At 64.3% G+C, this 21,216-nt stretch carries 24 protein-coding genes; 7 read left to right on the forward strand and 17 right to left on the reverse strand.

Annotated elements, in window-relative coordinates:
- Nucleotides 1-223: 223 nt before the first annotated feature.
- A complete protein-coding gene (locus tag AC0L3U_RS17285; RefSeq protein ID WP_027515287.1) occupies nucleotides 224-895 on the reverse strand; it encodes a response regulator in 672 nt (223 codons plus the stop codon).
- A 343-nt stretch (nucleotides 896-1,238) separates the two neighbouring features.
- Here AC0L3U_RS17285 and AC0L3U_RS17290 point away from each other — a divergent pair, with 343 nt between their 5' ends.
- A complete protein-coding gene (locus AC0L3U_RS17290; RefSeq protein ID WP_473362525.1) occupies nucleotides 1,239-2,864 on the forward strand; it encodes an MFS transporter in 1,626 nt (541 codons plus the stop codon).
- 63 nt (nucleotides 2,865-2,927) lie between these two features.
- Here the strand turns inward: AC0L3U_RS17290 and AC0L3U_RS17295 are convergent, their stop codons facing one another.
- On the reverse strand, nucleotides 2,928-3,407 hold the full coding sequence (locus AC0L3U_RS17295) for a secondary thiamine-phosphate synthase enzyme YjbQ (RefSeq protein WP_473362651.1): 480 nt from the start codon (nucleotides 3,405-3,407) through the stop codon (nucleotides 2,928-2,930).
- 135 nt (nucleotides 3,408-3,542) lie between these two features.
- The gene (locus AC0L3U_RS17300; RefSeq protein ID WP_473362526.1) at nucleotides 3,543-4,079 is read right to left on the reverse strand and encodes a hypothetical protein; all 537 of its coding nucleotides are present in this window, start codon (nucleotides 4,077-4,079) and stop codon (nucleotides 3,543-3,545) included.
- Nucleotides 4,080-4,485: 406 nt separating this feature from the next.
- Between AC0L3U_RS17300 and AC0L3U_RS17305 the strand changes: the two genes are divergently transcribed.
- The 5 genes from AC0L3U_RS17305 to AC0L3U_RS17325 all read left to right on the forward strand — a co-directional run bounded on the left by AC0L3U_RS17305 (nucleotide 4,486) and on the right by AC0L3U_RS17325 (nucleotide 7,123).
- Nucleotides 4,486-4,860, forward strand: coding sequence for an AtpZ/AtpI family protein (locus AC0L3U_RS17305; RefSeq protein ID WP_007599457.1), 375 nt, complete (start codon nucleotides 4,486-4,488; stop codon nucleotides 4,858-4,860).
- A gap of 114 nt (nucleotides 4,861-4,974) precedes the next feature.
- Nucleotides 4,975-5,724, forward strand: a complete 750-nt coding sequence (locus AC0L3U_RS17310) for a F0F1 ATP synthase subunit A (protein ID WP_018459993.1) — start codon at nucleotides 4,975-4,977, stop codon at nucleotides 5,722-5,724.
- 53 nt (nucleotides 5,725-5,777) lie between these two features.
- Nucleotides 5,778-6,008 (forward strand): F0F1 ATP synthase subunit C, encoded by a 231-nt coding sequence (locus tag AC0L3U_RS17315; protein WP_007599451.1) that lies wholly within the window; start codon nucleotides 5,778-5,780, stop codon nucleotides 6,006-6,008.
- Nucleotides 6,009-6,068: 60 nt separating this feature from the next.
- Entirely contained in the window at nucleotides 6,069-6,632 is a 564-nt protein-coding gene (locus tag AC0L3U_RS17320; RefSeq protein WP_456766464.1) for a F0F1 ATP synthase subunit B family protein, read from the forward strand.
- Between the two features lie 5 nt (nucleotides 6,633-6,637).
- Complete coding sequence (locus AC0L3U_RS17325) at nucleotides 6,638-7,123, forward strand: F0F1 ATP synthase subunit B family protein (protein WP_027570043.1); 486 nt, start codon at nucleotides 6,638-6,640, stop codon at nucleotides 7,121-7,123.
- A gap of 126 nt (nucleotides 7,124-7,249) precedes the next feature.
- Here the strand turns inward: AC0L3U_RS17325 and AC0L3U_RS17330 are convergent, their stop codons facing one another.
- The 5 genes from AC0L3U_RS17330 to AC0L3U_RS17350 all read right to left on the reverse strand — a co-directional run bounded on the left by AC0L3U_RS17330 (nucleotide 7,250) and on the right by AC0L3U_RS17350 (nucleotide 12,575).
- Nucleotides 7,250-7,924: a hypothetical protein gene (locus tag AC0L3U_RS17330; RefSeq protein WP_456766465.1), complete on the reverse strand. Its 675-nt coding sequence runs from the start codon at nucleotides 7,922-7,924 to the stop codon at nucleotides 7,250-7,252.
- 119 nt (nucleotides 7,925-8,043) lie between these two features.
- On the reverse strand, nucleotides 8,044-8,631 hold the full coding sequence (locus AC0L3U_RS17335; RefSeq protein ID WP_456766466.1) for a GNAT family N-acetyltransferase: 588 nt from the start codon (nucleotides 8,629-8,631) through the stop codon (nucleotides 8,044-8,046).
- A gap of 39 nt (nucleotides 8,632-8,670) precedes the next feature.
- Complete coding sequence (locus AC0L3U_RS17340) at nucleotides 8,671-9,960, reverse strand: M16 family metallopeptidase (protein WP_007599446.1); 1,290 nt, start codon at nucleotides 9,958-9,960, stop codon at nucleotides 8,671-8,673.
- On the reverse strand, nucleotides 9,957-11,375 hold the full coding sequence (thrC, locus tag AC0L3U_RS17345) for a threonine synthase (protein WP_247283169.1): 1,419 nt from the start codon (nucleotides 11,373-11,375) through the stop codon (nucleotides 9,957-9,959). The genes AC0L3U_RS17340 and thrC overlap by 4 nt, the downstream gene beginning before the upstream one ends.
- Before the next feature lie 555 nt (nucleotides 11,376-11,930).
- Nucleotides 11,931-12,575 carry a response regulator transcription factor gene (locus AC0L3U_RS17350; RefSeq protein WP_008541266.1) on the reverse strand — a complete coding sequence of 215 codons (645 nt, stop codon included), beginning with the start codon at nucleotides 12,573-12,575 and terminating at the stop codon, nucleotides 11,931-11,933.
- An 85-nt stretch (nucleotides 12,576-12,660) separates the two neighbouring features.
- On the opposite strand from AC0L3U_RS17350, the gene AC0L3U_RS17355 reads away from it, so the two are divergent.
- Nucleotides 12,661-14,001: a histidine kinase gene (locus tag AC0L3U_RS17355; RefSeq protein ID WP_473362652.1), complete on the forward strand. Its 1,341-nt coding sequence runs from the start codon at nucleotides 12,661-12,663 to the stop codon at nucleotides 13,999-14,001.
- Between the two features lie 64 nt (nucleotides 14,002-14,065).
- On the opposite strand, the gene AC0L3U_RS17360 is transcribed toward AC0L3U_RS17355, so the two are convergent.
- The 9 genes from AC0L3U_RS17360 to coxB form a co-directional block, all read right to left on the reverse strand.
- Nucleotides 14,066-14,431: a nuclear transport factor 2 family protein gene (locus AC0L3U_RS17360; RefSeq protein ID WP_456766468.1), complete on the reverse strand. Its 366-nt coding sequence runs from the start codon at nucleotides 14,429-14,431 to the stop codon at nucleotides 14,066-14,068.
- A gap of 114 nt (nucleotides 14,432-14,545) precedes the next feature.
- The gene (locus AC0L3U_RS17365; RefSeq protein ID WP_473362527.1) at nucleotides 14,546-15,298 is read right to left on the reverse strand and encodes an SURF1 family protein; all 753 of its coding nucleotides are present in this window, start codon (nucleotides 15,296-15,298) and stop codon (nucleotides 14,546-14,548) included.
- Nucleotides 15,295-15,696 carry a DUF983 domain-containing protein gene (locus AC0L3U_RS17370; protein WP_473362528.1) on the reverse strand — a complete coding sequence of 134 codons (402 nt, stop codon included), beginning with the start codon at nucleotides 15,694-15,696 and terminating at the stop codon, nucleotides 15,295-15,297. Before AC0L3U_RS17370 ends, AC0L3U_RS17365 begins: the two co-directional genes overlap by 4 nt.
- A 94-nt stretch (nucleotides 15,697-15,790) precedes the next feature.
- Nucleotides 15,791-16,687: a cytochrome c oxidase subunit 3 gene (locus tag AC0L3U_RS17375; protein ID WP_456766471.1), complete on the reverse strand. Its 897-nt coding sequence runs from the start codon at nucleotides 16,685-16,687 to the stop codon at nucleotides 15,791-15,793.
- Nucleotides 16,688-16,765: 78 nt separating this feature from the next.
- Nucleotides 16,766-17,416 carry a cytochrome c oxidase assembly protein gene (locus AC0L3U_RS17380; RefSeq protein ID WP_473362529.1) on the reverse strand — a complete coding sequence of 217 codons (651 nt, stop codon included), beginning with the start codon at nucleotides 17,414-17,416 and terminating at the stop codon, nucleotides 16,766-16,768.
- Between the two features lie 5 nt (nucleotides 17,417-17,421).
- Nucleotides 17,422-17,598 (reverse strand): hypothetical protein, encoded by a 177-nt coding sequence (locus AC0L3U_RS17385; RefSeq protein WP_007599435.1) that lies wholly within the window; start codon nucleotides 17,596-17,598, stop codon nucleotides 17,422-17,424.
- Nucleotides 17,595-18,539, reverse strand: coding sequence for a heme o synthase (locus AC0L3U_RS17390; protein ID WP_007605062.1), 945 nt, complete (start codon nucleotides 18,537-18,539; stop codon nucleotides 17,595-17,597). Before AC0L3U_RS17390 ends, AC0L3U_RS17385 begins: the two co-directional genes overlap by 4 nt.
- 60 nt (nucleotides 18,540-18,599) lie before the next feature.
- On the reverse strand, nucleotides 18,600-20,225 hold the full coding sequence (gene ctaD / locus AC0L3U_RS17395) for a cytochrome c oxidase subunit I (RefSeq protein WP_007605061.1): 1,626 nt from the start codon (nucleotides 20,223-20,225) through the stop codon (nucleotides 18,600-18,602).
- Nucleotides 20,226-20,312: 87 nt separating this feature from the next.
- Complete coding sequence (coxB, locus tag AC0L3U_RS17400) at nucleotides 20,313-21,152, reverse strand: cytochrome c oxidase subunit II (protein ID WP_247362964.1); 840 nt, start codon at nucleotides 21,150-21,152, stop codon at nucleotides 20,313-20,315.
- Nucleotides 21,153-21,216: the final 64 nt, after the last annotated feature.

Below are 21,216 nucleotides of genomic sequence, written 5' to 3' on the forward strand. Positions count from 1 at the left end.
CTCAAGAATGAGCCGGGATGGGCGACACATACGCCAAAACCGAATTTCGGTAAAGTGGAATATTTTTGCGGCGGCGGATTGACAGGAGGGCGACACAGATGCGGTCCCGTAGCCCGGATGAGCGAAGCGATATCCGGGGTTTTTGCTAGCTAGCCGCACTCGCGGTCCCGGATGTCGCTTCGCTCATCCGGGCTACAGGCTGCGAGAGGCCCTCGCGCCATGCTCACCCCGTCGGGGTGCCCTGCTTCCACTGGCCGCCGGCGATCTTCGCGGCGGCGATCACGGCTTGGGTCCGGCTTTCGACGCCAAGCTTTTGCAGGATGGCCGAGACATGCGCCTTGATGGTGGCCTCGGAGACGCCGAGCTCATAGGCGATCTGCTTGTTGAGCAATCCCTCCGACAGCATCATCAGGACCCTGACCTGCTGCGGCGTCAGCGTCACCAGGCGGTCGCGCAGGCGCGTCATGTCGGGATCGGCGACCGCCGACAGATCGGTATCGGCCGGAACCCAGACGTCGCCCTCCATCACCTTGAGGATGGCGTCGCGCAAGGTCTCGACGCCGAAGCGCTTCGGGATGAAACCGGAGGCGCCGAAGTCGAGCGAGCGGCGGATCGTGGCGCTGTCGTCGGACGCCGAGACGATCACCACCGGAATGGCCGGATATTGCGCGCGCAGATAGATCAGGCCTGAAAAGCCGGAGATCCCGGGCATCGAGAGGTCGAGCAGGATCAGGTCGACGTCGGAGGTCTGTTCCAAAAGCTTGGTCAAATCCTCGAACGATCCAGCCTCGTCGATCTTGGCCGAGCTCAGGACGCCCGCCACCGCCTGCCGCAGCGCGGCGCGGAACAATGGATGGTCATCGGCAATGACGAGATGGGTCGAGGGAGCGTTCATCGTTCTCTTGCTGGCAGTCGCACCGGGCCAGTAAGCCTGCGCGGGGCCTCGGTCAATTGTTTCCCGACCAGCCGTGGCATGCAAGCGGACATTATCCCTTTGCGGCAACGGGGTTAATCCATAGGCAGGCACTATGTTGCCGAATGTACCGCCCGCGACGTCAGGTGCGCGTCAGTGCGAAAGGCCGAAAGTCGTATTGGGGCGGGTTTCACGCCAATGTTACCTTGGGGGCAAGGCTTGGGTTGATCCGGCATGACCGAGCATCCAAGGCGCGAGGAAACGATTTTTCGGGGAGCGACTCAACATGTCGACAATGGCTGTGTCTCAAGCAGGCGCGGGAGGGATGACGAAGGACGAACGGTTCGTCATTCTCGCCTCCTCGCTCGGTACCGTCTTCGAGTGGTACGACTTCTATCTCTACGGTTCGCTGGCCGGCATCATCGGCGCGCAGTTCTTCTCGGCCTATCCTCCGGCAACCCGCGACATCTTCGCGCTGCTGGCCTTCGCGGCGGGCTTCCTGGTGCGCCCGTTCGGCGCGATCGTGTTCGGCCGTGTCGGCGACATCGTCGGCCGCAAATACACCTTCCTCGTCACCATCCTGATCATGGGTCTGTCGACCTTCATCGTCGGCCTGCTGCCCAACGCTGCGACCATCGGCATCGCGGCCCCGATCATCCTGATCGCGCTGCGTCTCGCCCAGGGCCTGGCGCTCGGCGGTGAGTATGGCGGTGCGGCCACCTACGTCGCGGAGCATGCTCCGAACGGCAAGCGCGGCTACTACACCTCCTTCATCCAGACCACGGCGACGCTCGGCCTGTTCCTGTCGCTGCTGGTGATCCTGTTCACGCGCTCCGCGCTCGGCGAACCCGAGTTCGCGGCATGGGGCTGGCGCATTCCGTTCCTGGTCTCGGTGCTGCTGCTCGGCGTTTCGGTCTGGATCCGGCTTCGCCTCAACGAATCCCCGATCTTCCAGAAGATGAAGGACGAGGGGAAGAGCTCGAAGGCCCCGCTGACGGAAGCCTTCGGCAACTGGCAGAACGGCAAGCTCGTGCTGCTGGCGCTGCTTGGCGGCGTGATGGGCCAGGGCGTGGTCTGGTACACCGGCCAGTTCTACGCGCTGTTCTTCCTGCAATCGATCCTCAAGGTCGACGGCTACACTGCCAACCTGCTGATCGCCTGGTCGCTCCTGCTCGGGACCGGCTTCTTCATCGTGTTCGGCATGCTCTCCGACAGGATCGGCCGCAAGCCGATCATCCTCGGCGGCTGCCTGATCGCGGCGCTGACCTTCTTCCCGATCTTCAAGATGATCACCACCAACGCCAACCCGGCGCTGGAAAAAGCGATCGAGACGGTCAAGGTCGACGTGGTGGCGGATCCCGTAGGTTGCGGCGACCTGTTCAACCCGGTCGGCACCCGCGTCTTCACCTCGCCTTGCGACACCGCACGTGCCTATCTGTCGCAGTCGTCGGTCAAGTACTCGACCACGCCGGGTGCGGCAGGCTCCGGCGTGAAGGTGATGGTCAACGGCAAGGAAGTTGCCTACGCCAACGCCAAGGACGGCAACCCGGCAGTCCTCGCCGCCGTGCAGGGAGCCGGCTATCCGAAGCCCGGCGATGCGGGCATCGTGAAGATGGCGCATCCGTTCGACATCTTCCGTCCGCAGGTGGCCGCGGTCGTCGGGCTGCTGTTCGTCCTGGTGCTCTTCGTCACCATGGTGTACGGCCCGATCGCCGCGATGCTGGTCGAACTGTTCCCGACCCGCATCCGCTACACCTCGATGTCGCTGCCCTACCACATCGGTAACGGCTGGTTCGGCGGCCTGCTGCCGGCGACCGCCTTCGCCATCGTGGCCTCGACGGGCGATATCTATGCGGGCCTCTGGTATCCGGTCATCTTCGCGTCGATTACCGTCGTGATCGGCTTGTTCTTCCTGCCGGAGACCAAGGACGTCGATATCAAGTCGACCTGATCGACGGCAGATCGAGATCAACACCAACCGGCCGCGGTCTCCGCGGCCGGTTTTGTTTTGGCCCTACTGATTGCTGCCGATGAATTGCAGCACGATTTCGCGCCGATGCGGGCGGGTGCGATGCTCGATCAGATAGATCGCCTGCCAGGTGCCCAGCGCAAGCGCGCCACCCAGGACCGGTATCTGCAACGAGGTCCCTGTCAGCATGGTTTTGATGTGCGCCGGCATATCGTCCGGCCCTTCGGTGTCGTGAGTCCAGCCTGCATCTTCATCGTCCGGCGCGAGCCGCGCCAGCACCGTCGTGAGATCGACGAGCACGGAAGGATCGGCATTCTCCTGGATGGTCAGCGATGCAGAGGTGTGGCGGATAAACAGCGTCAGCGCGCCGTCCCGCGCATGAACGTCGGCGATGAACTTCGCAGCTTCGGTCGTGAGGTCGATGAAGCCGCAGCCTGAGGTCTGCACGCTGAGCAGCGACGACGCGACGGTGGTGGCCTGCCCTGACGACGGCGCCGAGCGCGAGATGGATTTGGCTGATGTCATCATCATCACTCTCAATTCGGAAAGCTGCCGTAGGGTGGGCAAAGCGAAGCGTGCCCACCGACTCACTCAACGGAGACGCAAATGGTGGGCACGGCGCGTCGCGCCTTTGCCCACCCTACGGCAACTCGCCACGCGCTAGATTTTCCCCGACACGTCCTTCTGCACGCGATTGGCCATGTCGATCAGCCGGCGCCAAGCCCTTTCCAGGAACGACATCACGCGATCGACGTCCTGGTCGCTCGGCAGCGGGATCTCGATCCTGCGCTCGCCCTCGGCGGCCTTTGGGTCTCGTGCTTGCGGCTCCGCCTTCTTGAGCGGATCGGTTTTCGGCAGCGCCTCATCGATCTTGCCCGACACGGTCGGCCCCGCCGCAAGCCGTCCCTTCAGCGTCTCGACTTCGGCCTGGAGCCTGCCGATCTCGGCATCGAGCGCGGCACGTTCATCGGGCACCGCGTAGCAGGCCCAGCCGGCGCCGCTCTTGGTGCAGGTCGACACGGTGCCGGTGCGGCTGTCGAGCCGCAGCACGCCCTCGGGGATGGGGGTCATGCTGTAGCGGCCGTTTTCGCTGTCGGGCGCGGATTGCGCGGCGAGGCCGCCGGCGCTGACCGCCATCACCGCCGCGAATGCCGCCGCCGCGAGCCATGATGCTGTAGATGAATTCGCTGGTCTCATCGCGTTCTCCGCCACGACGGGCCGGTAGCACGTCCAAAGATGGCGCTCATCAAGGTGGCACTCATCAAGGTGGCACTTCTTGCAAATTCTACACCCCGGCGAGGCGATCCGCCGCTCAAAACGCGCCTCTGACATGAACGATCACGGCGCCCCCTTTGATCCCAGCAGCCGGGCGAAATGGCGACTGCGTCCACCGATCCAGCGGAGACCTGCTGCGGTGCGGCGTCACGCTGTGTGCAGCGCTGCCGCTCGCGCCGATATTGTCAAACAAATCAAATACATAAATGGAATGGACACAATCGTGACTTGGCTTGACTTGATTATGGGCCATCAGTATGGTCCGCGCGGCTTTTGAGGGTGGCGGGCGTAATTTCCATTCAGCCGCGGCGTTTCGGGTCTTCGTTGCATGACACAGGGCACGGGACACGGCGAGAATGGAGATCGCGATAGATCGCCCGAGGAAGCTGCGCTTTCCGATCGGCTCGGAAATCTTGATCAGCGGTTGTCCGAATTTCGCGGCCGCCACGTCAAGACCGAGCAACCCGCAGGTGACGGTGAGGACAGAGCGGCCAGAGCCTCGGCGATGGCGCTTGGTTTCCGGTTATCCTCCGAGTTGGTCGCCGGGGTCGTTGTCGGAGCGGGGATTGGCTGGGGGTTCGACCGCTTGCTGTCGACGTCGCCTTTCGGATTTATCGTGTTCCTGCTGCTGGGCTTCGTCGCCGGCGTGGTGAATGTGGTGAGAACGGCAGGCGCGGGTCAAAACAGGCGCGGTGGTTCTTAAGCGATCCACACCAGGAGAGGAATGATCGTGCCGGCTCGCGCCGGTACGGGCCGGGCCCGACCGGCAGACCGAGACCCGCCGGCATCGCCCGGCAGACCAAGAGATGCCGCGCTGATGAAAATCGATCCGATCCACCAGTTCAACATCGAGCCTCTCTTCACCCTGGGCCATATCGGCAACCACACGATCGCCTTCACCAATTCGTCGCTCTACATGCTGGTGGCGGTCGCGATCATCTCGATCCTGATGCTCGCCAGCGGCACGCAGCTGGTTCCCGGGCGCCTCCAGTCGGTCGCCGAAATCTCCTACGAATTCGTGGCCTCGACCATCCGCTCGACGGCCGGCGCGGAAGGCATGAAGTTCTTCCCGCTTATCTTCTCGCTGTTCATGTTCATCTGCGTTTCGAACCTGGTCGGCATCATCCCCTACACCTTCACGATCTCGAGCCATCTGATCGTCACCGCAGCTCTCGCGCTGCTGGTCTTCTTCACGGTCCTGATCTACGGCATTGCCAAGAACGGCCTGAAATTCTTCTCGATCTTCGTGCCGCACGGCGTCCCCGGCTACATCCTGCCACTGGTGATGTTCATCGAGATCCTGTCGTTCTTCCTGCGGCCGGTCTCCCACAGCGTCCGTCTGTTCGCCAACATGCTGGCCGGCCACATCGCGCTGAAGGTGTTCGCGGGCTTCGTCGCCATGCTCGGCTTCTCGCTCGGCGCCCTTGGCTGGGTCGGCGGCGTGCTGCCGCTGGCGCTCACGGTCGCGCTGTACGCTCTCGAAATTCTGGTCGCTTTCCTGCAAGCCTATGTGTTTGCGATCCTGACCTGCATCTACCTCAACGACGCCATTCATCCGGGACACTGAGCGGTCCGGGGAATTTCCACCCAAAACCCAATCTTTCTTCCAAGGAGTCTAAAATGGATCCGGCAGCAGCAAAACTTATCGGCGCGGGCATCGCATGCATCGGCATGGGCGGCGCGGGCGTCGGCGTCGGCGTGATCTTCGGCAACTACCTCGCCGCAGCCGTTCGCAACCCCTCGGCCGCTCAGGGGCAGTTCGGCAATCTGATCTTCGGCTTCGCCGTGACCGAAGCGCTCGGCATTTTCTCGCTGCTGATCGCGCTGCTGCTGCTGTTCGTTCCGCTCTGAGGACGATTTTTCGCGCCGCTTCGACCGAAGCGACGCGCATGGCTGCAACAGGAGTAATCCATGGCTGAAAGTCATGGCGGGGCGAAAAGTCCGGCGGCGGGCGCCCACACCGGGGCCGAAGGCGGTCACGGTGGCGGTTTTCCGCCGTTCGAGAGCGGCACCTATGCTTCGCAGCTGGTGTCGCTCGCGATCTTCTTCGTCGCGCTTTACGTGATCGTGTCCAAGCTCGCTCTGCCGCGCGTCGGCGGTGCGATCGAGGCGCGTCAGAACAAGATCGAGGGCGACCTCGCCGAAGCGCAGAAGCTGAAGGACCAGTCCGAAGCGGCGCTGAAGGCCTATGAAAGCGAGCTTGCTTCGGCGCGCTCGCGCGCGCAGGCCATCGGCAACGAATCCCGCGACAAGGCGAATGCGCAGGCGGACGCCGAGCGCAAGGCGCTGGAAGAGCAACTGGCGGCCAAGCTCGCCGAGGCGGAGAAGACCATCGCCTCGACCCGTGCGACCGCCATGAGCAACGTCCGCGGCATCGCGGCCGATGCGGCAGGCACCATCGTGCAGCAGCTCACCGGCGTGGTTCCGGACGCCGCGTTGGTGAATGCCGCCGTTGATGCGTCCTTGAAGGGTTAATCGATATGTTCTTCGATCCTGAAACCTGGGTCGCCATCGCCTTCGTGATCCTCATGGTCGTGTTCGGCTATCTCGGGGTCTTCAAGAAGGCCATGACTGCGCTCGACCATCGCGCCGATCGCATCAAGGCCGAGCTCGACGACGCGACGCGCCTCAAGCAGGAAGCCGCCAAGGTGCTCGCCGACTACAAGGCGCGTACCGCCTCGGCCGAACGCGAGGCCGCCGACATCATCGCGAACGCGAAGAGCGAAGCCGAGCGCATCGCAATCGAGGCCAAGGCCAAGGTGGAAGATTTCGTCGCTCGCCGCACCAAGACGGCGGAGGGCAAGATCGCGCTCGCCGAGGCCCAGGCGGTGGCCGATGTTCGCGCCGCAGCCGCGGAGGCCGCCGTCCAGGCCGCCTCCACGATCCTGTCGCAGTCGGTCAGGGGCCAGGTCGCCGACGATCTGCTCGCCAAGGGCATCACCGAAGTCAGGCAGAAGCTGAACTGAGGGCCTCGCCTTCACCAATCAAGAAAGCCGGCGCGATGAGCGCCGGCTTTTTTGTTTCATAGTTTGCGTTCTCGTCGTCATGGCCGGGCTTGTCCCGGCCATGACGGCCACTTGCAAAATCATTCGCTACTTCTTCTTCGCCCGCGCCTTGGGCTCGGGCGACAGCGCCTGCGGATCGAAGCCGACATAGAAGATGTAGCTATCGGCGTCCTTGGCCGAAGGCATCGGATAGACCAGATCCTCGGCCACGAAGGTGAAGGGGACGCTGCCGCCCTCCGACATTCCGACCGTGGTCCGGTAGGCCTTGGAAGCGATCACCTTCTCGCCGACGCCGCCCTGCACAACGGCGACGCGCAGCGGCACCTCGACGGTCGCAGGCGCGCCGGCGGGACCGGCAATGACGCGGCCCTGGATGCCGATCCGGGCCGTGATATCGCCGCCATTGCGGGCGCACTCGCGGGCCATCTTGGTGATGGTGGCCTGGAAGCGGATCTCGTTGCCGACGGCCGGCTTGCCGGTGGCACCGACCGCGTAGGTGGAGGCTCCGGCACGCACCGTGACCTGCGGGCAGTCAAGATCATCATCAGCCGCCGGCTGGCCGGGCGCAGGCGCCGGCTTGGGTTGGGCCGGCTCGTCCGACTTGCCGCCGAACAGGCCCTTGAATCGATCGGTCAGCGACTGCGCCGCAACCGGCGAGACGGAGACGAGCGCAACCGACAACGCCAGCGCGACCGCTGCCCCCCGCCGCAACGCATTCCGCGATGACCGAAGCTCCTGCACCCTCAACGCCCCATACTCCATGGCAACATCCCGGCCGATCACCGGCCAGCTTGCGCCGTTATATCGTCAAAACCGGCGAACCCAAGGCAAGCATGATAAGGCAGCAAACAAGGAGACTTTGGCCGCATCAATGAACGGGCTCAGCCGCGAAAATCCTCGTGCAGCAGGCCAAACAGCAAATGGTCCTGCCAGATCCCGTTGATGCAGAGATAGCGGCGCGCCAGCCCCTCGCGGGAGAAACCGCATTTCTCCAGCACCCGGATCGACGGCGCATTGGTCGGGATGCAGGCGGCCTCGACCCGGTGCAGATTGAGCTCACCGAACAGCGTCGGCAGCAGCACCCGCAGCGCGGCCGTCATGTAGCCGCGCTGGGCATGGGGCTTGCCGACCCAATAGCCGATGGTGCCGGCCTGGACGATGCCGCGGCGAACATTGGCGAGCGTGATGCCGCCGACCATGGCGCCGTCGAGCTCCCGGAAGATCAGAAAGGGATAGGACCGGTCTGCGACGATGTCCTCGGAATAGCGGCGCAGGCGACGGCGAAAACCTGAGCGCGTGAGATCGTCCGACGGCCAGATCGGCTCCCAGGGCGTCAGGTAATCGCGGCTGGACTCGCGCAGATGGGCCCACTGCAGGAAGTCCGACATCTGCGGCGCGCGTAGCAACAGGCCGTTGCCGCGCGGCGCGAGAGCGGCGGGTCCACTGGATGGCAGGCGAAAGAGGGCCATGGTGATGCTTCCCGGGGCGGATCAACCCGTGCGCGGCTCCTAATGCAGCCGCGCCTTGGCGCGTGCCCGGGTCAATCCTTCCGCAAAAGACACCGCCGTGTCCAGACCCCTGCCGCTGCCCAATGCGACAACCGCAGGGCGGCTGCGCGAAAGCAGCGCACGCGCCGCGTCCCGGGTGGATTCGACGCTGACGGCGTCGATCCGGGCCACCAGCTCCTCGGCGGTCTGGGGCCGGCCATAGGCCAGCACATGCCGGGCGAGCTGCTCGGCACGGGAGGAGCAGCTCTCCAGCGCCATCAGCAGCCCCGCCTTCATCTGCGCCTTCGCCCGCGCGATCTCGACCTCGGTCAAGGTCTCGACCGAATCATTCATGATATCGACCACGACTTCCATCATCTCGGGCGCATCGGCCGGATCAGTGCCGGTGTAGAGGCCGAAGAAGCCGGTGTCGGTATAGGGGGCGTGGAACGAGTAGATCGAGTAACAGAGGCCGCGCTTCTCACGCACCTCCTGGAACAGCCGCGACGACATCCCGCCGCCGAGGATGTTGGTGAAGACCTGGAGCGAGAACAGCGACAGATCGGTCTGCGGAACGCCCTCCAGCGCCAGCGTCAGATGCGCCTGCTCGAGCTCGCGATGCACCACCTTGGTGCCGCCCTTGCCGAACTGCGCGGGTTGCGGCTTGGGACCCGCCGTTCCCTCAAAACTGGCAAAGCGCTGCTCGACCTCGGCGACCACTTGCTTGTGATCGACCGCCCCGGCTGCCGCCACCACCATGTCCGGCCCGCGATAATGCGTGGACAGATAGTCGCGCAGCGAGTCGCGGCTGAAGGCACGCAAGGTCTTGGCAGTGCCGAGCAGCGAGCGGCCCATCGGCTGGTCGGGATAGCAGAGCTCGTTGAGGTGCTCGAACACGACGTCGTCAGGCGTGTCCTGCGCCGCGCCGATCTCCTGCACGATGACGTTCTTCTCGCGCTCGAGCTCGTCGGGCTCGAAGGCGGGATTGGCCAGGATGTCGGCGAGCACGTCGAGCGCGAGCGGCACGTCGGCCTTCAGTACCCGCGCATAATAGGACGTGGTCTCGGTCGAGGTGCCGGCGTTGAGGTCGCCGCCGACCGCCTCGATCTCCTCGACGATCTCGCGCGAGGAGCGCTTCGTCGTGCCCTTGAACGCCATATGTTCCAGAAGATGCGAGATGCCGTGCTCATTGGGCTTCTCGTCGCGCCCGCCGACGCCGGCCCAGACGCCGAGCGCCGCGGTCTCGAGATGGGGCATCTTGTCGGTGACGACAGTCAGGCCGGACGCAAGCTTGGAAATCTCGACGCTCATCCGGCTACTCCCTGTTTCGCGGCGCGGCTGACCGACAGCACGAACCGCTCGACCTCGGCCTGGTCGTTCTTCATCACCTTCATGTGTTCGGATTTGGTCATCAGGCCATCGAGCCAGGCCGGCAGTTGCGGCCGCTGGCCGCAGGCAGCTTCGACCGCATCGGGGAATTTGGCCGGATGGGCGGTGGACAGCACGATGCTGGGAACCGTCCTGTCCGTGGTGTCGCGGTCAGCGACCGCAAGCGCGACCGCGGTGTGGGGATCGACCAGTTCGCCCGCCTCGCGCCAGGCGGCGCGGATCGCGGCCGCGGTCTCGGTTTCGTCGGCCCGGCCTGCGTCGAATCCCTCGCGGATCGCGGCCAGCGTCGCATCGGGCAGCACGAAGCGCCCCGATTGCTTCAGCGAATCCATCAGACGGCGCACGCCGGCGGCATCGCGCCCGCCAGCCTCGAACAGCAGCCGCTCGAAATTCGAGGAGATCTGGATGTCCATCGACGGCGACGCCGTCGCGTGGACCTCGCGCACCTCATAGATCCCGGTCTTCAGCGTGCGCGCCAGGATATCGTTGACGTTGGCGGCGATGCCCAGGGTCCGCACCGGAAGACCCATGCGCTTGGCGACATAGCCGGCGAAGATGTCGCCGAAATTGCCGGTCGGCACGACGAAGTCCACCGCGCGCGCGGGTGCACCGGCGGCAACGGCGGAGGTGAAATAGTAGACCACTTGGGCGACGATCCGCGCCCAATTGATGGAATTGACGCCGGACAGCGACGTCGCATCGCGGAAGCGATGGTTGTTGAACATTGCCTTCACGAGAGCCTGGCAATCGTCGAAATTGCCCTCGACGGCGAGCGCATGGACGTTGGCCGCGCCCGTCGTCGTCATCATCCGCCGCTGCACCTCGGAGATGCGGCCATGCGGGAACAGCACGATGAGATCGACATTTTCGAGCCCGGCGAACGCATCGACCGCAGCACCGCCGGTGTCGCCCGAGGTCGCGACCACGATGGTGGTGCGCTGGCCGCGCTTGGCGAGCACGTGGTCCATCAGCCGCGAGATCAGCTGCATCGCCACGTCCTTGAAGGCGAGCGTCGGACCGTGGAACAGCTCCAGCACGAACTGGTGCGGCGCCATCTGGCGCAGCGGCACCACCGCCGGATGGCGGAAGGTGGCGTAGGCCTCGTTCGCCATGCGGCCGAGCTCGGCGTCCGAGATCTCGCCGGCGACGAAGGGGCGGATCACCTCGACCGCGACTTCCCAATAGGGACGACCGAAGAAGCCGGCGATGGCGTCAGTCGAGAGTTGCGGCCAGGTGGCCGGCACATACAGGCCGCCGTCGCGGGCGAGCCCGGTCAGCATCACGTCGCAGAAGCCGAGTTCGGGGGCCTCGCCCCGGGTCGAGATATAACGAGTCAAACTGCCCTCCAAAGGCCGGCCGAGCCTGAGCTCGATCCGCAAGCCTTTGATTTTACGAAATTACTTGTTAACAGCCAGAGGCTTTGGGCCACCATAAAGTGTTTTGCGGCATCAGGAAACCGCTTCGCGGCTGGCGCCATCCAAGGAAAAAGGCTGCCAACGAAAAGGGCTGCGGCAATGCCGCAGCCCTCTCTTGGAAGGTCTGTCGTTGTGTGCAGACCGGTTTGGCCTCTTGGGGTCACCGACCCGCAAAAACTGTTCGCGAAGCTTTCGTCGGCTGTCACGACATCGTCAAGGGACAAAACGGGATGCGCGAGAAAATGTTCCTGTTTTTCCCGACACGTTTCAGCGCGGGCAAACGTTTGCGAGCGGCTTTGCGCGACGTATTGCCATTGTGTCCCGAACGACAGGACAGTTCGGGAACGAACGTCGGTTGGGCCCATTGTGTCGGCGGATGGTGTCGGCGCTATCCATACATTGCCCGGCTGAGCGCCGAGACCGGTCCGCCCGCCGAACCGGCAGCATCCTGGAGCAGCCGGTTCGGCGCCCCGGGCGTCAGTTCATCCCGATTTCCACCGCGATCCGGATCAGGTCGGAATGGTTCTTGGCACCGAGCTTCTGCTTGAGCAGGGAGGTGGTGTTGGCGACGGTCTTGTAGGAGATACCGAGCGCCTCGGCGACCTCGACGATCTTGTCGCCTCGCCCCAGCAGGCGGAGAATCTCGAGCTCCCGCGGCGTCATCTGCGAGGCAGGATTGGCCTTGATCGCCGCGCCGGAAAACGTCACGGCTTCCGCGAGTTGCGGTGAAATGAAATTGTCGCCCGCAACCACCTTGCGCACCGCCTTGAGCAGGATCCGGGGATCGTCGCCCTTGGAGACGTAGCCCTGCGCGCCCAGCTCGACCGCCCGCACCACGAAGGCCGGATCGTCGTTCATGCTGAACATGATGATCTTGGCGTCGGGATCGTCCTTGCGAATGCGTCGCATCAATTCAAAGCCGGAGACATCGGGCAGGCTGATGTCGATCACAGTGACGTCGGGGCGCTTGCTGACATAGGCGCGATGCCCGGATTTGGCGTCGGTCGCCTCGTCGATCCGGATCGAATGGTCGGAGGCGAACAGGGTGCGGCAACCGGACAGTACCACGGGATGGTCGTCGACAATCAGGACGCGGGTCGCCGGCTTGGCAGTATCTTGCATTGTAACTCTCTAGTTTTTCGACTCATAAACCGACGGGAACAAATGGAAAGAGCAAAATCCCCTGATGCGCGTTAGAATTGACCTAATGTGGCACCGGCTGTCCTTCAGTACACAATTGTTTCTGCCGCTCGGCCTGCTGTTCATGGCGGCGCTGATCATGGGTGGCGTCCTGCTGCACGTCTTCACGACCGGTCAGCTCGCCGAGGAGAACCTGCCGGCCCAACGATCGACCAAAGCCGTGGCCGAGGCCCTCAACAACGCTCTGCGTTCATCCGACCATCCGCGAAGGACGCTCGATGACTTCGTCCGGATGCTGGACGGGTCCTCGGATATTCAATTCCTTCCTGCAGGAGCGGTTGCTCCTCCCTTTGCGTCGAGAGGCCTGCAAGGTTCGCATGGCCCGCCAAAATGGTTTGTCGATCTCCTGTCCATTCCGGACTTGCACATTGCATTTCCCGTATCCGTCAATGGCGATCATTTGGGCGACATCGTGTTTGTCCCCGACCTGTCCGCAGCGCTGTTCGAGACCTGGGTAGGCTTCCTCGCCTTGGCCGGCTTCGTCGTCGGGCTCACGGGACTGACAGGGGTCGTCGCCTATGTGTTTGCGGGATCAGCCCTGCGCCCCCTCCAGGACCTTGGCGCAGGGCTCACGCGGCTACGGCGCGGCGACTACGCAACGCCGATCCCGGTTGGGGGACCGCCGGAAATCCGGCAAAGCTGTGAGGAGGCTAATGCGCTGGCCGAAACGCTGGTGCAATTGAGCCAGGACAATCGCGACCTGCTGCACCGCCTGGTGTCGCTTCAGGACGACGAGCGGCGCGATCTCGCGCGCGAACTGCACGACGAACTGGGTCCGCTGCTGTTCGGCATCCGCGTCGGCACGATCGCATTGGTCGATGCCTCGCCTCCGGCGGGAAATCTCGGCAGTTCCGCGCAGGAAGTACTGCAATCGGTGGAAGCGCTCCAGCAGACCAACCGCCGCATCCTCGACCGGTTGCGACCCCTCTACATCGAGGAATTGGGTCTGGAGACCAGCGTGCAGACCCTGCTCCGGAATTTTCGCAAGCAGGCGCCATCTATTGACCTGACGGACACGATCGATCCGGATCTCAACGCGATTGACGGGCCGCTGGCTCAAACCGTCTATCGCGTGATCCAGGAGGCGCTGACCAACGTGCTGCGTCATGCCGGCGCCAGCAATGCCCATGTGCAGGCGACCTTCGCCGGCGAGACGCTCGTCATCGAGATTTCCGACGACGGCGGCGGCTTTCCCGAAGGGAATGTGTTCGGCCGCGGCCTGACCGGCATGCATGAGCGCGTGCGCGCACTCAGCGGATCGCTGTCACTGCTGCGCTTGGACGACAGGACCTATGTGCGCTGCCGCCTTCCCGCCGAACCGGCACGCGAGGCGCCGGTCACTGGCTAGCGTTTTCGCGAGGTGGATACCGGTTCGCGTGAAGAAAACGCGTCAAAGCAAGAATCTAGAGTCTCTAGCAAGCACAGCCAAGCTGCGCGTTCTGTCGCGCCGGTTCGCACAGCGTGGTGCGGATCTTGCCGTCCGGGCTGAAGCAAAACGAGGCGCGGATGCGCAGCGCGCCGGCGACGGAATATTCGAGATCGATACCGTGGGGCGCAGGATGGATTTCCTCCAGCCCGAAACCGGCCGACGAGAAAGCACTGAGCCGCGGCTGCCAATAGGCTTCGAGCTCGCTCCGGCCGCGATAGTGCTGCGTGCCGTTGCACGTGCATTCGACCTGGGCATCGTCCGCATAGAGGTCGAGAAGCGTCGCGAGGTCGCCCTTCCTGCAGGCATCCACCCAGTCCACGACAATTCCCATCTGGTCGAAATCGCTCACGCTGCAATCCTGTCTGCCGCGAAAAAACGATGGCGGCTTAGGACCACACTCGTGAATGTGCGCTGAATGGTAAACCCCGGGCGATACCGGGTTCCCTAGGTGGATCTACGGAGCTCAGCCCTGCCGCCGCCCTCTCGCCCATACGGCGAAGGCGATGAGCACGGCGCCTGCAAGCGTGAACCAGGTGATGGCGTATTGGAGGTGATCGTCCTTGAGATGCACGTCAAGCGGCCCCGGCCGCGGAATGCCGTTCTCGGGCGCGGGCTGCTCGAGGTCGACATAGAACGGCGCAACCGCGCCCCAGCCCAGCGCGCGCGCGATCGCCACGTGATCGCGCACGAACCACAGCCGTTTGTCGCGGTTCGCCGCCGGGGTCAGCCAGCCAGGCGCCTCGGGGAAGCGCAGATAACCGGTGAACGAGACCTCCTGCCCGGTGACGAGCTTCTTGACCGCGCGATCCTCGACGCTGCGATCTTGCATGGTGTTTTCGACGAAGCCCGCATCGATCACCACCGTCTCTCCGCTCGGCAGCCGTGCCGGCAGGAACGCCCAGGTGCCGGGGCCGGACGCGTCCTTGCGCACGGCGGAGCCGGGCGAATAGACCATCGCGTCGGGCAAGGGCGCATAGGTCGCGGTAAAGCTGACACGGCGGAATTCATCGCGCGCGGGACTTAACGTGGCCCATCGTGCCGGCGGCGGCAGAGCGACCGGTGCCTCCGCAAGGCGCTCGGTGAGTGCGGCGATCAGCTCGTGCTTGGCGAGGCGGCGCTGCAATTGCCAGACACCGAGCACGACGCAGACCGCGGTCAGGAATAGCGTGAACAGCGCGAAGCCGGCCACGCGGGGCTTGCGCACGGTCTCGTTCATTTCACGCGGTCGACCAGCCGGCCCGGCGCCGCCTTATGGTGGAATTGCAGCGCGATCAGCAGCGACTTCATCGCGCGCAACGGCAGCAGGGTCGTCGCGAGGATCAGCGGCAGCCACAACACCGCGTGCAGCCAGTACGGCGGCTGGTACTTGACCTCGACGACGAGCGCGCAGCCGACCACGATTGCCCCGGCCAGCATGATGATGAAGATCGCCGGACCGTCGCCGGAATCGATGAAGGCGTAGTCGAGGCCACAATGCTCGCAGGACGGCGCTAGCGTCAGGAAGCCCGCATAGAGCTTGCCCTGGCCGCAGCGCGGGCATTTGCAGGCAAGCCCGCGCAGCGCGCTCTGCAGGACGGTGGTCTCGGACTCGGGTGGACCGGCGGTGCTGTTCATGATGACGGACTCTAGCACGGTTTCCGCCAACCTCCGGCGGCAGAAAAGCGAAAGGGCGGCCGTGCGGCCGCCCTTCTGATCGATGCAACGCTGCTTAGTGCGCGCCGTGGGCCATGGTCTCGGCGCCGTGTCCCCAGACATAGATGCAGAGGAACAGGAACAGCCAGACCACGTCGACGAAGTGCCAGTACCAGGCGGCGAACTCGAAGCCGAGATGCTGGGTCGGCGTGAAGTGGCCGGCATAGGCGCGGAACAGGCACACCAGCAGGAAGATGGTGCCGACCAGCACATGGAAACCGTGGAAGCCGGTCGCCATGAAGAAGGTCGCGCCATAGACGTTGCCGCCGAAGGAGAAGGCCGCGTGGCCGTACTCGTAGGCCTGCACGCAGGTGAAGAGCGCGCCGAGCACGACGGTGAGGATCAGGCCATACTTCAGGCCCTGGCGATCGTTCTCGAGCAGCGCATGGTGGGCCCAGGTCACCGTGGTGCCGGAGGTGAGCAGGATCAGCGTGTTCAGGAGCGGTAGATGCCAGGGATCGAAGGTCTCGATGCCATGCGGCGGCCAGGTGCCCGGCACGGCGCAGGCGCCGGCCGCGGTCCCGAGACCACAGCCGAACACCGCATCGCGAGTGGCGTGGACAGCGTCGGCCGGGAATAGCGCCGCGTTGAAATAGGCCCAGAACCAGGCAACGAAGAACATCACCTCCGAGGCGATGAACAGGATCATGCCGTAGCGGTGATGCAGCTGCACGACGCGGGTGTGGTCACCCTTGTACTGGGCTTCCCTGATCACGTCGCCCCACCAGCTCGCCATGGTGTAGAGCACACCGACGGTGCCGACACCGAAGATGATCGGCGCAGCTGAGAACATGTGGTGCATCCAGGTGATCGCGCCGACCGCCATGATGAAGGCGGAGATGGAGCCGACGACGGGCCATGGCGAGGGATCGACCAGGTGGTAGTCGTGATGCTTGGTGTGCGCCGTTGCCATTTGCGGTCTCGCTCCTCAATCCCGTGCCTGTCAGGCACTTATCCCCTTATGTCCAACCCCGGCGCGTGAGCCCGGAGATCAGAGATTTCCCTTGCGTTTGTCGTCTTCGCTGGCCGCGAGCGGCTTCACCACCGGATCCTTCACCGGATAGAACGTGTAGGACAGCGTGATGGTGTTGAGACCGTCGTTCTCGTGGTCGTCGGCAATCGACGGATCGACGTAGAACACGACCGGCATCTCGCGCTTCTCGCCCGGCGCCATGGTCTGCTCGGTGAAGCAGAAGCAGTTGATCTTCTGGAAATAGGATCCGACCGTCAGCGGTGCGACATTGTAGGCGGCCTGGCCTGCGGTGGTCCGCGCGGCCTGGTTGGTCACCGTGTAAAAGACGGTCACGACCTGGCCGATATTGACCTCGATCTCGCTCTGCTCTGGTTCGAACTTCCAGGGCAGGCCGGGCGCCACGTTGGAATCGAAACGCACCGCGATCTTGCGTGCGATCGGGCCGCTGGCCGGCGCCGAGGTCGCGACTTGGGTCGTGCCGTTGAAGCCGGTGGCGCGGCAGAACCAGTTGTAGAACGGCACCGCCGCGTAGGAGGCGCCGACCATCAGCGCGACCACGCCGCCGCAGATCGAGGCGACCACCACGTCGCGGCCAACCCCCTTGGCAGGCCTGCGGCCTTTGGTGGCCGTCCGGCTCTGATCCCGCGATATGGTCGGCTTCTGATCCATATTTCCTACATCGGCCGGACGAGCACGGCCGGCCCCTTGACCATGGTCACGGCGAAGAACAGCACCACGAGCACGCCGAGCGCGAGCGCGATCGCGATCGAGCGCTGACGACGGCTCTTCTTCTGCGCCTCGGTGAGGACGATTCCATCTATCTCGGGTTTGTCGGCCATTCCTGCGATCATGCGCCCCCTACCATCGGCGCAAGCGCCCGGAACACGACCTCGGCCAGCAAGGTCGCAAACAGCGCGAACAGATAAAGGATGGAGAACGCGAACAGCTTGCGGGTCGCCCGCAGCGATTGGCTGCGCTCGCGACGGACATAGACGTTGATGGCGAACGCCAGCATGCCGGCGCCGAGGATCAGCGAGACGATGCCGTAGATGGCGTCGAAATAGCCGAGCGCCCAGGGCGCGGCCGCGACCGCGATCAGCACGATGGTGTAGAGCAGGATCTGAAGCCGCGTCGCGTCGGGACCAGCGACGTTGGGCAGCATCGGAATGCCGGCGCGCGCGTAGTCGTCGGAGCGGAACAGCGCCAGCGCCCAGAAGTGCGGCGGCGTCCAGAAGAAGATGATGGCGAACAGCAGCAGCGGCTCGACATCGACCGTGCCTGTGACCGCGGCCCAGGCCACCACCGGCGGCAGCGCGCCGGCGGCACCGCCGATCACGATGTTCTGCGCGGTCCAGCGCTTCAGGCCGATCGTGTAGATCACGACGTAGAAGAAGATGGTGAAGGCGAGCAGCGCGCCGGCGATCCAATTGACCAGGATGCCGAGCGTCATCACCGAGAAGAAGGCGAGCGTCATGCCGAAGGTCATCGCCTCGGGACGGGTGATGCGGCCGCGCGGAATCGGCCGGTTCGCCGTGCGCGACATCTTGGCGTCGATGTCGCCTTCGAGCGCCATGTTGAGCGCCCCGGACGCGCCGGCGCCGACGGCGATGCAAAGCAGCGAGGTGAAGGCCAGCACCGGGTGGAAATGCCCGGGCGCCATCGCCATTCCGACCAGCGCGGTGAAGATCACCAGCGACATCACCCGCGGCTTCAGGAGCGCGATGTAATCGCCAACCTCCGCTTCGGAGATGCGGGGATTGATGTCGATGGCATTGTGGTCGAGGACGGACACTGGATTGACTCGCTTCGTTGTCGAGCCGCGGCGCCCGTCACGGGCGCCGCGAGCATTGGCTTACTGCACGCGGGGCAGCACTTCGAACTGGTGGAAGGGCGGCGGCGAGGGCAGCGTCCATTCCAGCGTGGTCGCACCTGCACCCCACGGATTGTCGCCAGCCGGCACCTTCTTCGCGAAGGCGTCGATCACGCAATAGAGGAAGATCAGCACGCCGAAGCCGGAGATGTAGGAGCCGACCGACGAGACCAAGTTCCAGCCCGCGAACGCGTCGGGATAATCGACATAGCGGCGCGGCATGCCCGAGAGGCCGAGGAAGTGCTGCGGGAAGAACACCAGGTTCACGCCGATGAAGGTGACCCAGAAGTGCGCCTTTGCGAGCCCTTCATTGTACATGTAGCCCGACATCTTCGGGAACCAGTAGTACCAGCCGGCGAAGATTCCGAACACCGCACCGAGCGACAGCACGTAGTGGAAGTGCGCGACGACGTAGTAGGTCTCCTGCAGCACGCGGTCGACGCCGGCATTGGCCAGCACCACGCCGGTGACGCCGCCGACGGTGAACAGGAAGATGAATCCCACCGCCCAGATCATCGGCGCGCGGAACTCGATCGAGCCGCCCCACATCGTGGCGATCCACGAGAAGATCTTCACGCCGGTCGGGACCGCGATGACCATCGTGGCGGCGACGAAATAGGCCTGCGTCGCCGAGGACATGCCGACCGTGTACATGTGGTGCGCCCACACCACGAAGCCGATGCCGCCGATCGCGACCATGGCGTAGGCCATGCCGAGATAGCCGAACACGGGCTTGCGCGAGAAGGTCGAGACGATCTGGCTGACCATGCCGAAGGCGGGCAGGATCAGGATGTACACTTCGGGGTGACCGAAGAACCAGAACAGATGCTGGAACAGCACGGGATCGCCGCCGCCTTCCGGGTTGAAGAACGTCGTGCCGAAATTGCGGTCGGTGAGCAGCATCGTGATCGCACCGGCGAGCACCGGCAGCGACAACAGCAGCAGGAACACCGTGACCAGGATCGACCACACGAACAGCGGCATCTTGTGCAGGGTCATGCCCGGCGCGCGCATGTTGAAGATGGTGGTGATGAAGTTGATGGCGCCGAGGATCGAGGAGGCGCCCGCCAGATGCAGCGACAGGATCGCGAAGTCGACGGCCGGGCCGGGATGGCCCGAGCTCGACAGCGGCGCGTACATGGTCCAGCCGGCGCCGACACCGTTGGCGCCCGGCTCGCCCTCGACGAAGGTCGACATCAGCAGCAGCGCAAACGAGGCCGGCAGCAGCCAGAACGAGATGTTGTTCATACGCGGGAACGCCATGTCGGGCGCGCCGATCATCAGCGGCACGAACCAGTTGCCGAAGCCGCCGATCATCGCGGGCATGACCATGAAGAAGATCATGATCAGGCCGTGGGAGGTCACGAACACATTGTAGGTGTGCGTCTCGTGGAAGATCTGCACGCCCGGATACATCAGCTCGGCACGGATCGCGATCGACATCGCGGCGCCGATGACGCCGGCGATGACCGCGAAGATCAGGTACATCGTGCCGATGTCCTTGTGGTTGGTCGAATAGACGTAGCGCCGCCATCCGGTCGGATGGGCGTGCTCGTCATGTCCGTGGTCTTGCGCGTGATCGCCGTGTGCCGCTGCGCTCGTTGCCATTTTCTAATCCTGCCTTGCGTCCCGATCGGACCTCTGGAGGTCCCGCCTTATGTCGCTTTCAGTTTCCTCGACCCCGTCACCCGGCGCTTACTGCGTCGGGCCGGCCGTGGAGGCGTAGGTGCTGGTGCCGCCGCTCGCGTATTTCTTCTTCGCCGTCTCGACCCAGGAGGCGAACTCCTGGTCGCTCACCACGCGGATGGCGATCGGCATGAAGGCGTGGTCCTTGCCGCACAATTCCGAGCACTGGCCGTAGAACATGCCGGTCTTGGTGGCCTTGAACCAGGTCTCGTTGAGCCGGCCCGGAATGGCGTCGATCTTGACGCCGAAGGCCGGCAACGCAAAGGCATGAATCACGTCGGCGCCGGTGACCTGAACCCGGACCACCTTGTTGACGGGCACCACCATCTCGTTGTCGACGCCGAGCAGACGAGGCTGCTTGTCCTGGGCCATCAGCGAGTCGAACTCGAACTTGCCGTTATCCGGGTAGGCGTAGGACCAGTACCACTGCTTGCCGGTCGCCTTGATGGTCAGATCCGCCTTCGGCACATCGAGCTCGAGGAACAGGAGGCGGAAGGACGGCACCGAGATACCGACCAGAATCAGCACCGGAACGAGCGTCCACGCCACCTCGATCAGCGTGTTGTGCGTGGTCCGCGACGGCACCGGATTGGCTCGCGCGTTGAATTTGACGACCACGATCACGAGCAGCGCCAGAACGAACAGCGTGATCAGCGTGATCAGCACGAACAGGAAATTGTGGAACCAGACGATGTTGTCCATCACCGGGGAAGCGGACTGCTGAAGCGTCCACTCCCACGCAGCCGGTTGCCCGAGCTCGGCAAATGCCGCACCGCCCGTCGCCAGCGTCAGACCCGCTACGGCCAATCCCAGCAAGTGCCGGCCCACCGGGCCCATCGACATCTTCATGCCGTTCGCGCTCCCCTAACGAAATCACCCCAAGTGCATTCCCCTATTTTCGGGAAACGCTTTA

The organism is Bradyrhizobium sp. Kon69 (genome assembly GCF_055807515.1).

Excerpts from the sequence above, each read along its gene's own strand:
- AC0L3U_RS17310 (WP_018459993.1), top strand. The coding sequence starts at position 4,975 with ATGAAAATCGATCCGATCCACCAGTTCAACATCGAGCCTCTCTTCACC.
- AC0L3U_RS17380 (WP_473362529.1), bottom strand. The coding sequence starts at position 17,416 with ATGGATCAGAAGCCGACCATATCGCGGGATCAGAGCCGGACGGCCACC.
- ctaD (WP_007605061.1), bottom strand. The coding sequence starts at position 20,225 with ATGGCAACGAGCGCAGCGGCACACGGCGATCACGCGCAAGACCACGGA.
- AC0L3U_RS17300 (WP_473362526.1), bottom strand. The coding sequence starts at position 4,079 with ATGAGACCAGCGAATTCATCTACAGCATCATGGCTCGCGGCGGCGGCA.
- AC0L3U_RS17355 (WP_473362652.1), top strand. The coding sequence starts at position 12,661 with ATGTGGCACCGGCTGTCCTTCAGTACACAATTGTTTCTGCCGCTCGGC.
- AC0L3U_RS17305 (WP_007599457.1), top strand. The coding sequence starts at position 4,486 with ATGACACAGGGCACGGGACACGGCGAGAATGGAGATCGCGATAGATCG.
- AC0L3U_RS17335 (WP_456766466.1), bottom strand. The coding sequence starts at position 8,631 with ATGGCCCTCTTTCGCCTGCCATCCAGTGGACCCGCCGCTCTCGCGCCG.
- AC0L3U_RS17370 (WP_473362528.1), bottom strand. The coding sequence starts at position 15,696 with ATGAACAGCACCGCCGGTCCACCCGAGTCCGAGACCACCGTCCTGCAG.
- coxB (WP_247362964.1), bottom strand. The coding sequence starts at position 21,152 with ATGAAGATGTCGATGGGCCCGGTGGGCCGGCACTTGCTGGGATTGGCC.
- AC0L3U_RS17340 (WP_007599446.1), bottom strand. The coding sequence starts at position 9,960 with ATGAGCGTCGAGATTTCCAAGCTTGCGTCCGGCCTGACTGTCGTCACC.
- AC0L3U_RS17330 (WP_456766465.1), bottom strand. The coding sequence starts at position 7,924 with ATGGAGTATGGGGCGTTGAGGGTGCAGGAGCTTCGGTCATCGCGGAAT.
- AC0L3U_RS17325 (WP_027570043.1), top strand. The coding sequence starts at position 6,638 with ATGTTCTTCGATCCTGAAACCTGGGTCGCCATCGCCTTCGTGATCCTC.
- AC0L3U_RS17295 (WP_473362651.1), bottom strand. The coding sequence starts at position 3,407 with ATGACATCAGCCAAATCCATCTCGCGCTCGGCGCCGTCGTCAGGGCAG.
- AC0L3U_RS17385 (WP_007599435.1), bottom strand. The coding sequence starts at position 17,598 with ATGATCGCAGGAATGGCCGACAAACCCGAGATAGATGGAATCGTCCTC.
- AC0L3U_RS17315 (WP_007599451.1), top strand. The coding sequence starts at position 5,778 with ATGGATCCGGCAGCAGCAAAACTTATCGGCGCGGGCATCGCATGCATC.
- AC0L3U_RS17375 (WP_456766471.1), bottom strand. The coding sequence starts at position 16,687 with ATGGCAACGGCGCACACCAAGCATCACGACTACCACCTGGTCGATCCC.
- AC0L3U_RS17290 (WP_473362525.1), top strand. The coding sequence starts at position 1,239 with ATGACGAAGGACGAACGGTTCGTCATTCTCGCCTCCTCGCTCGGTACC.
- AC0L3U_RS17365 (WP_473362527.1), bottom strand. The coding sequence starts at position 15,298 with ATGAACGAGACCGTGCGCAAGCCCCGCGTGGCCGGCTTCGCGCTGTTC.
- AC0L3U_RS17285 (WP_027515287.1), bottom strand. The coding sequence starts at position 895 with ATGAACGCTCCCTCGACCCATCTCGTCATTGCCGATGACCATCCATTG.
- AC0L3U_RS17320 (WP_456766464.1), top strand. The coding sequence starts at position 6,069 with ATGGCTGAAAGTCATGGCGGGGCGAAAAGTCCGGCGGCGGGCGCCCAC.
- AC0L3U_RS17350 (WP_008541266.1), bottom strand. The coding sequence starts at position 12,575 with ATGCAAGATACTGCCAAGCCGGCGACCCGCGTCCTGATTGTCGACGAC.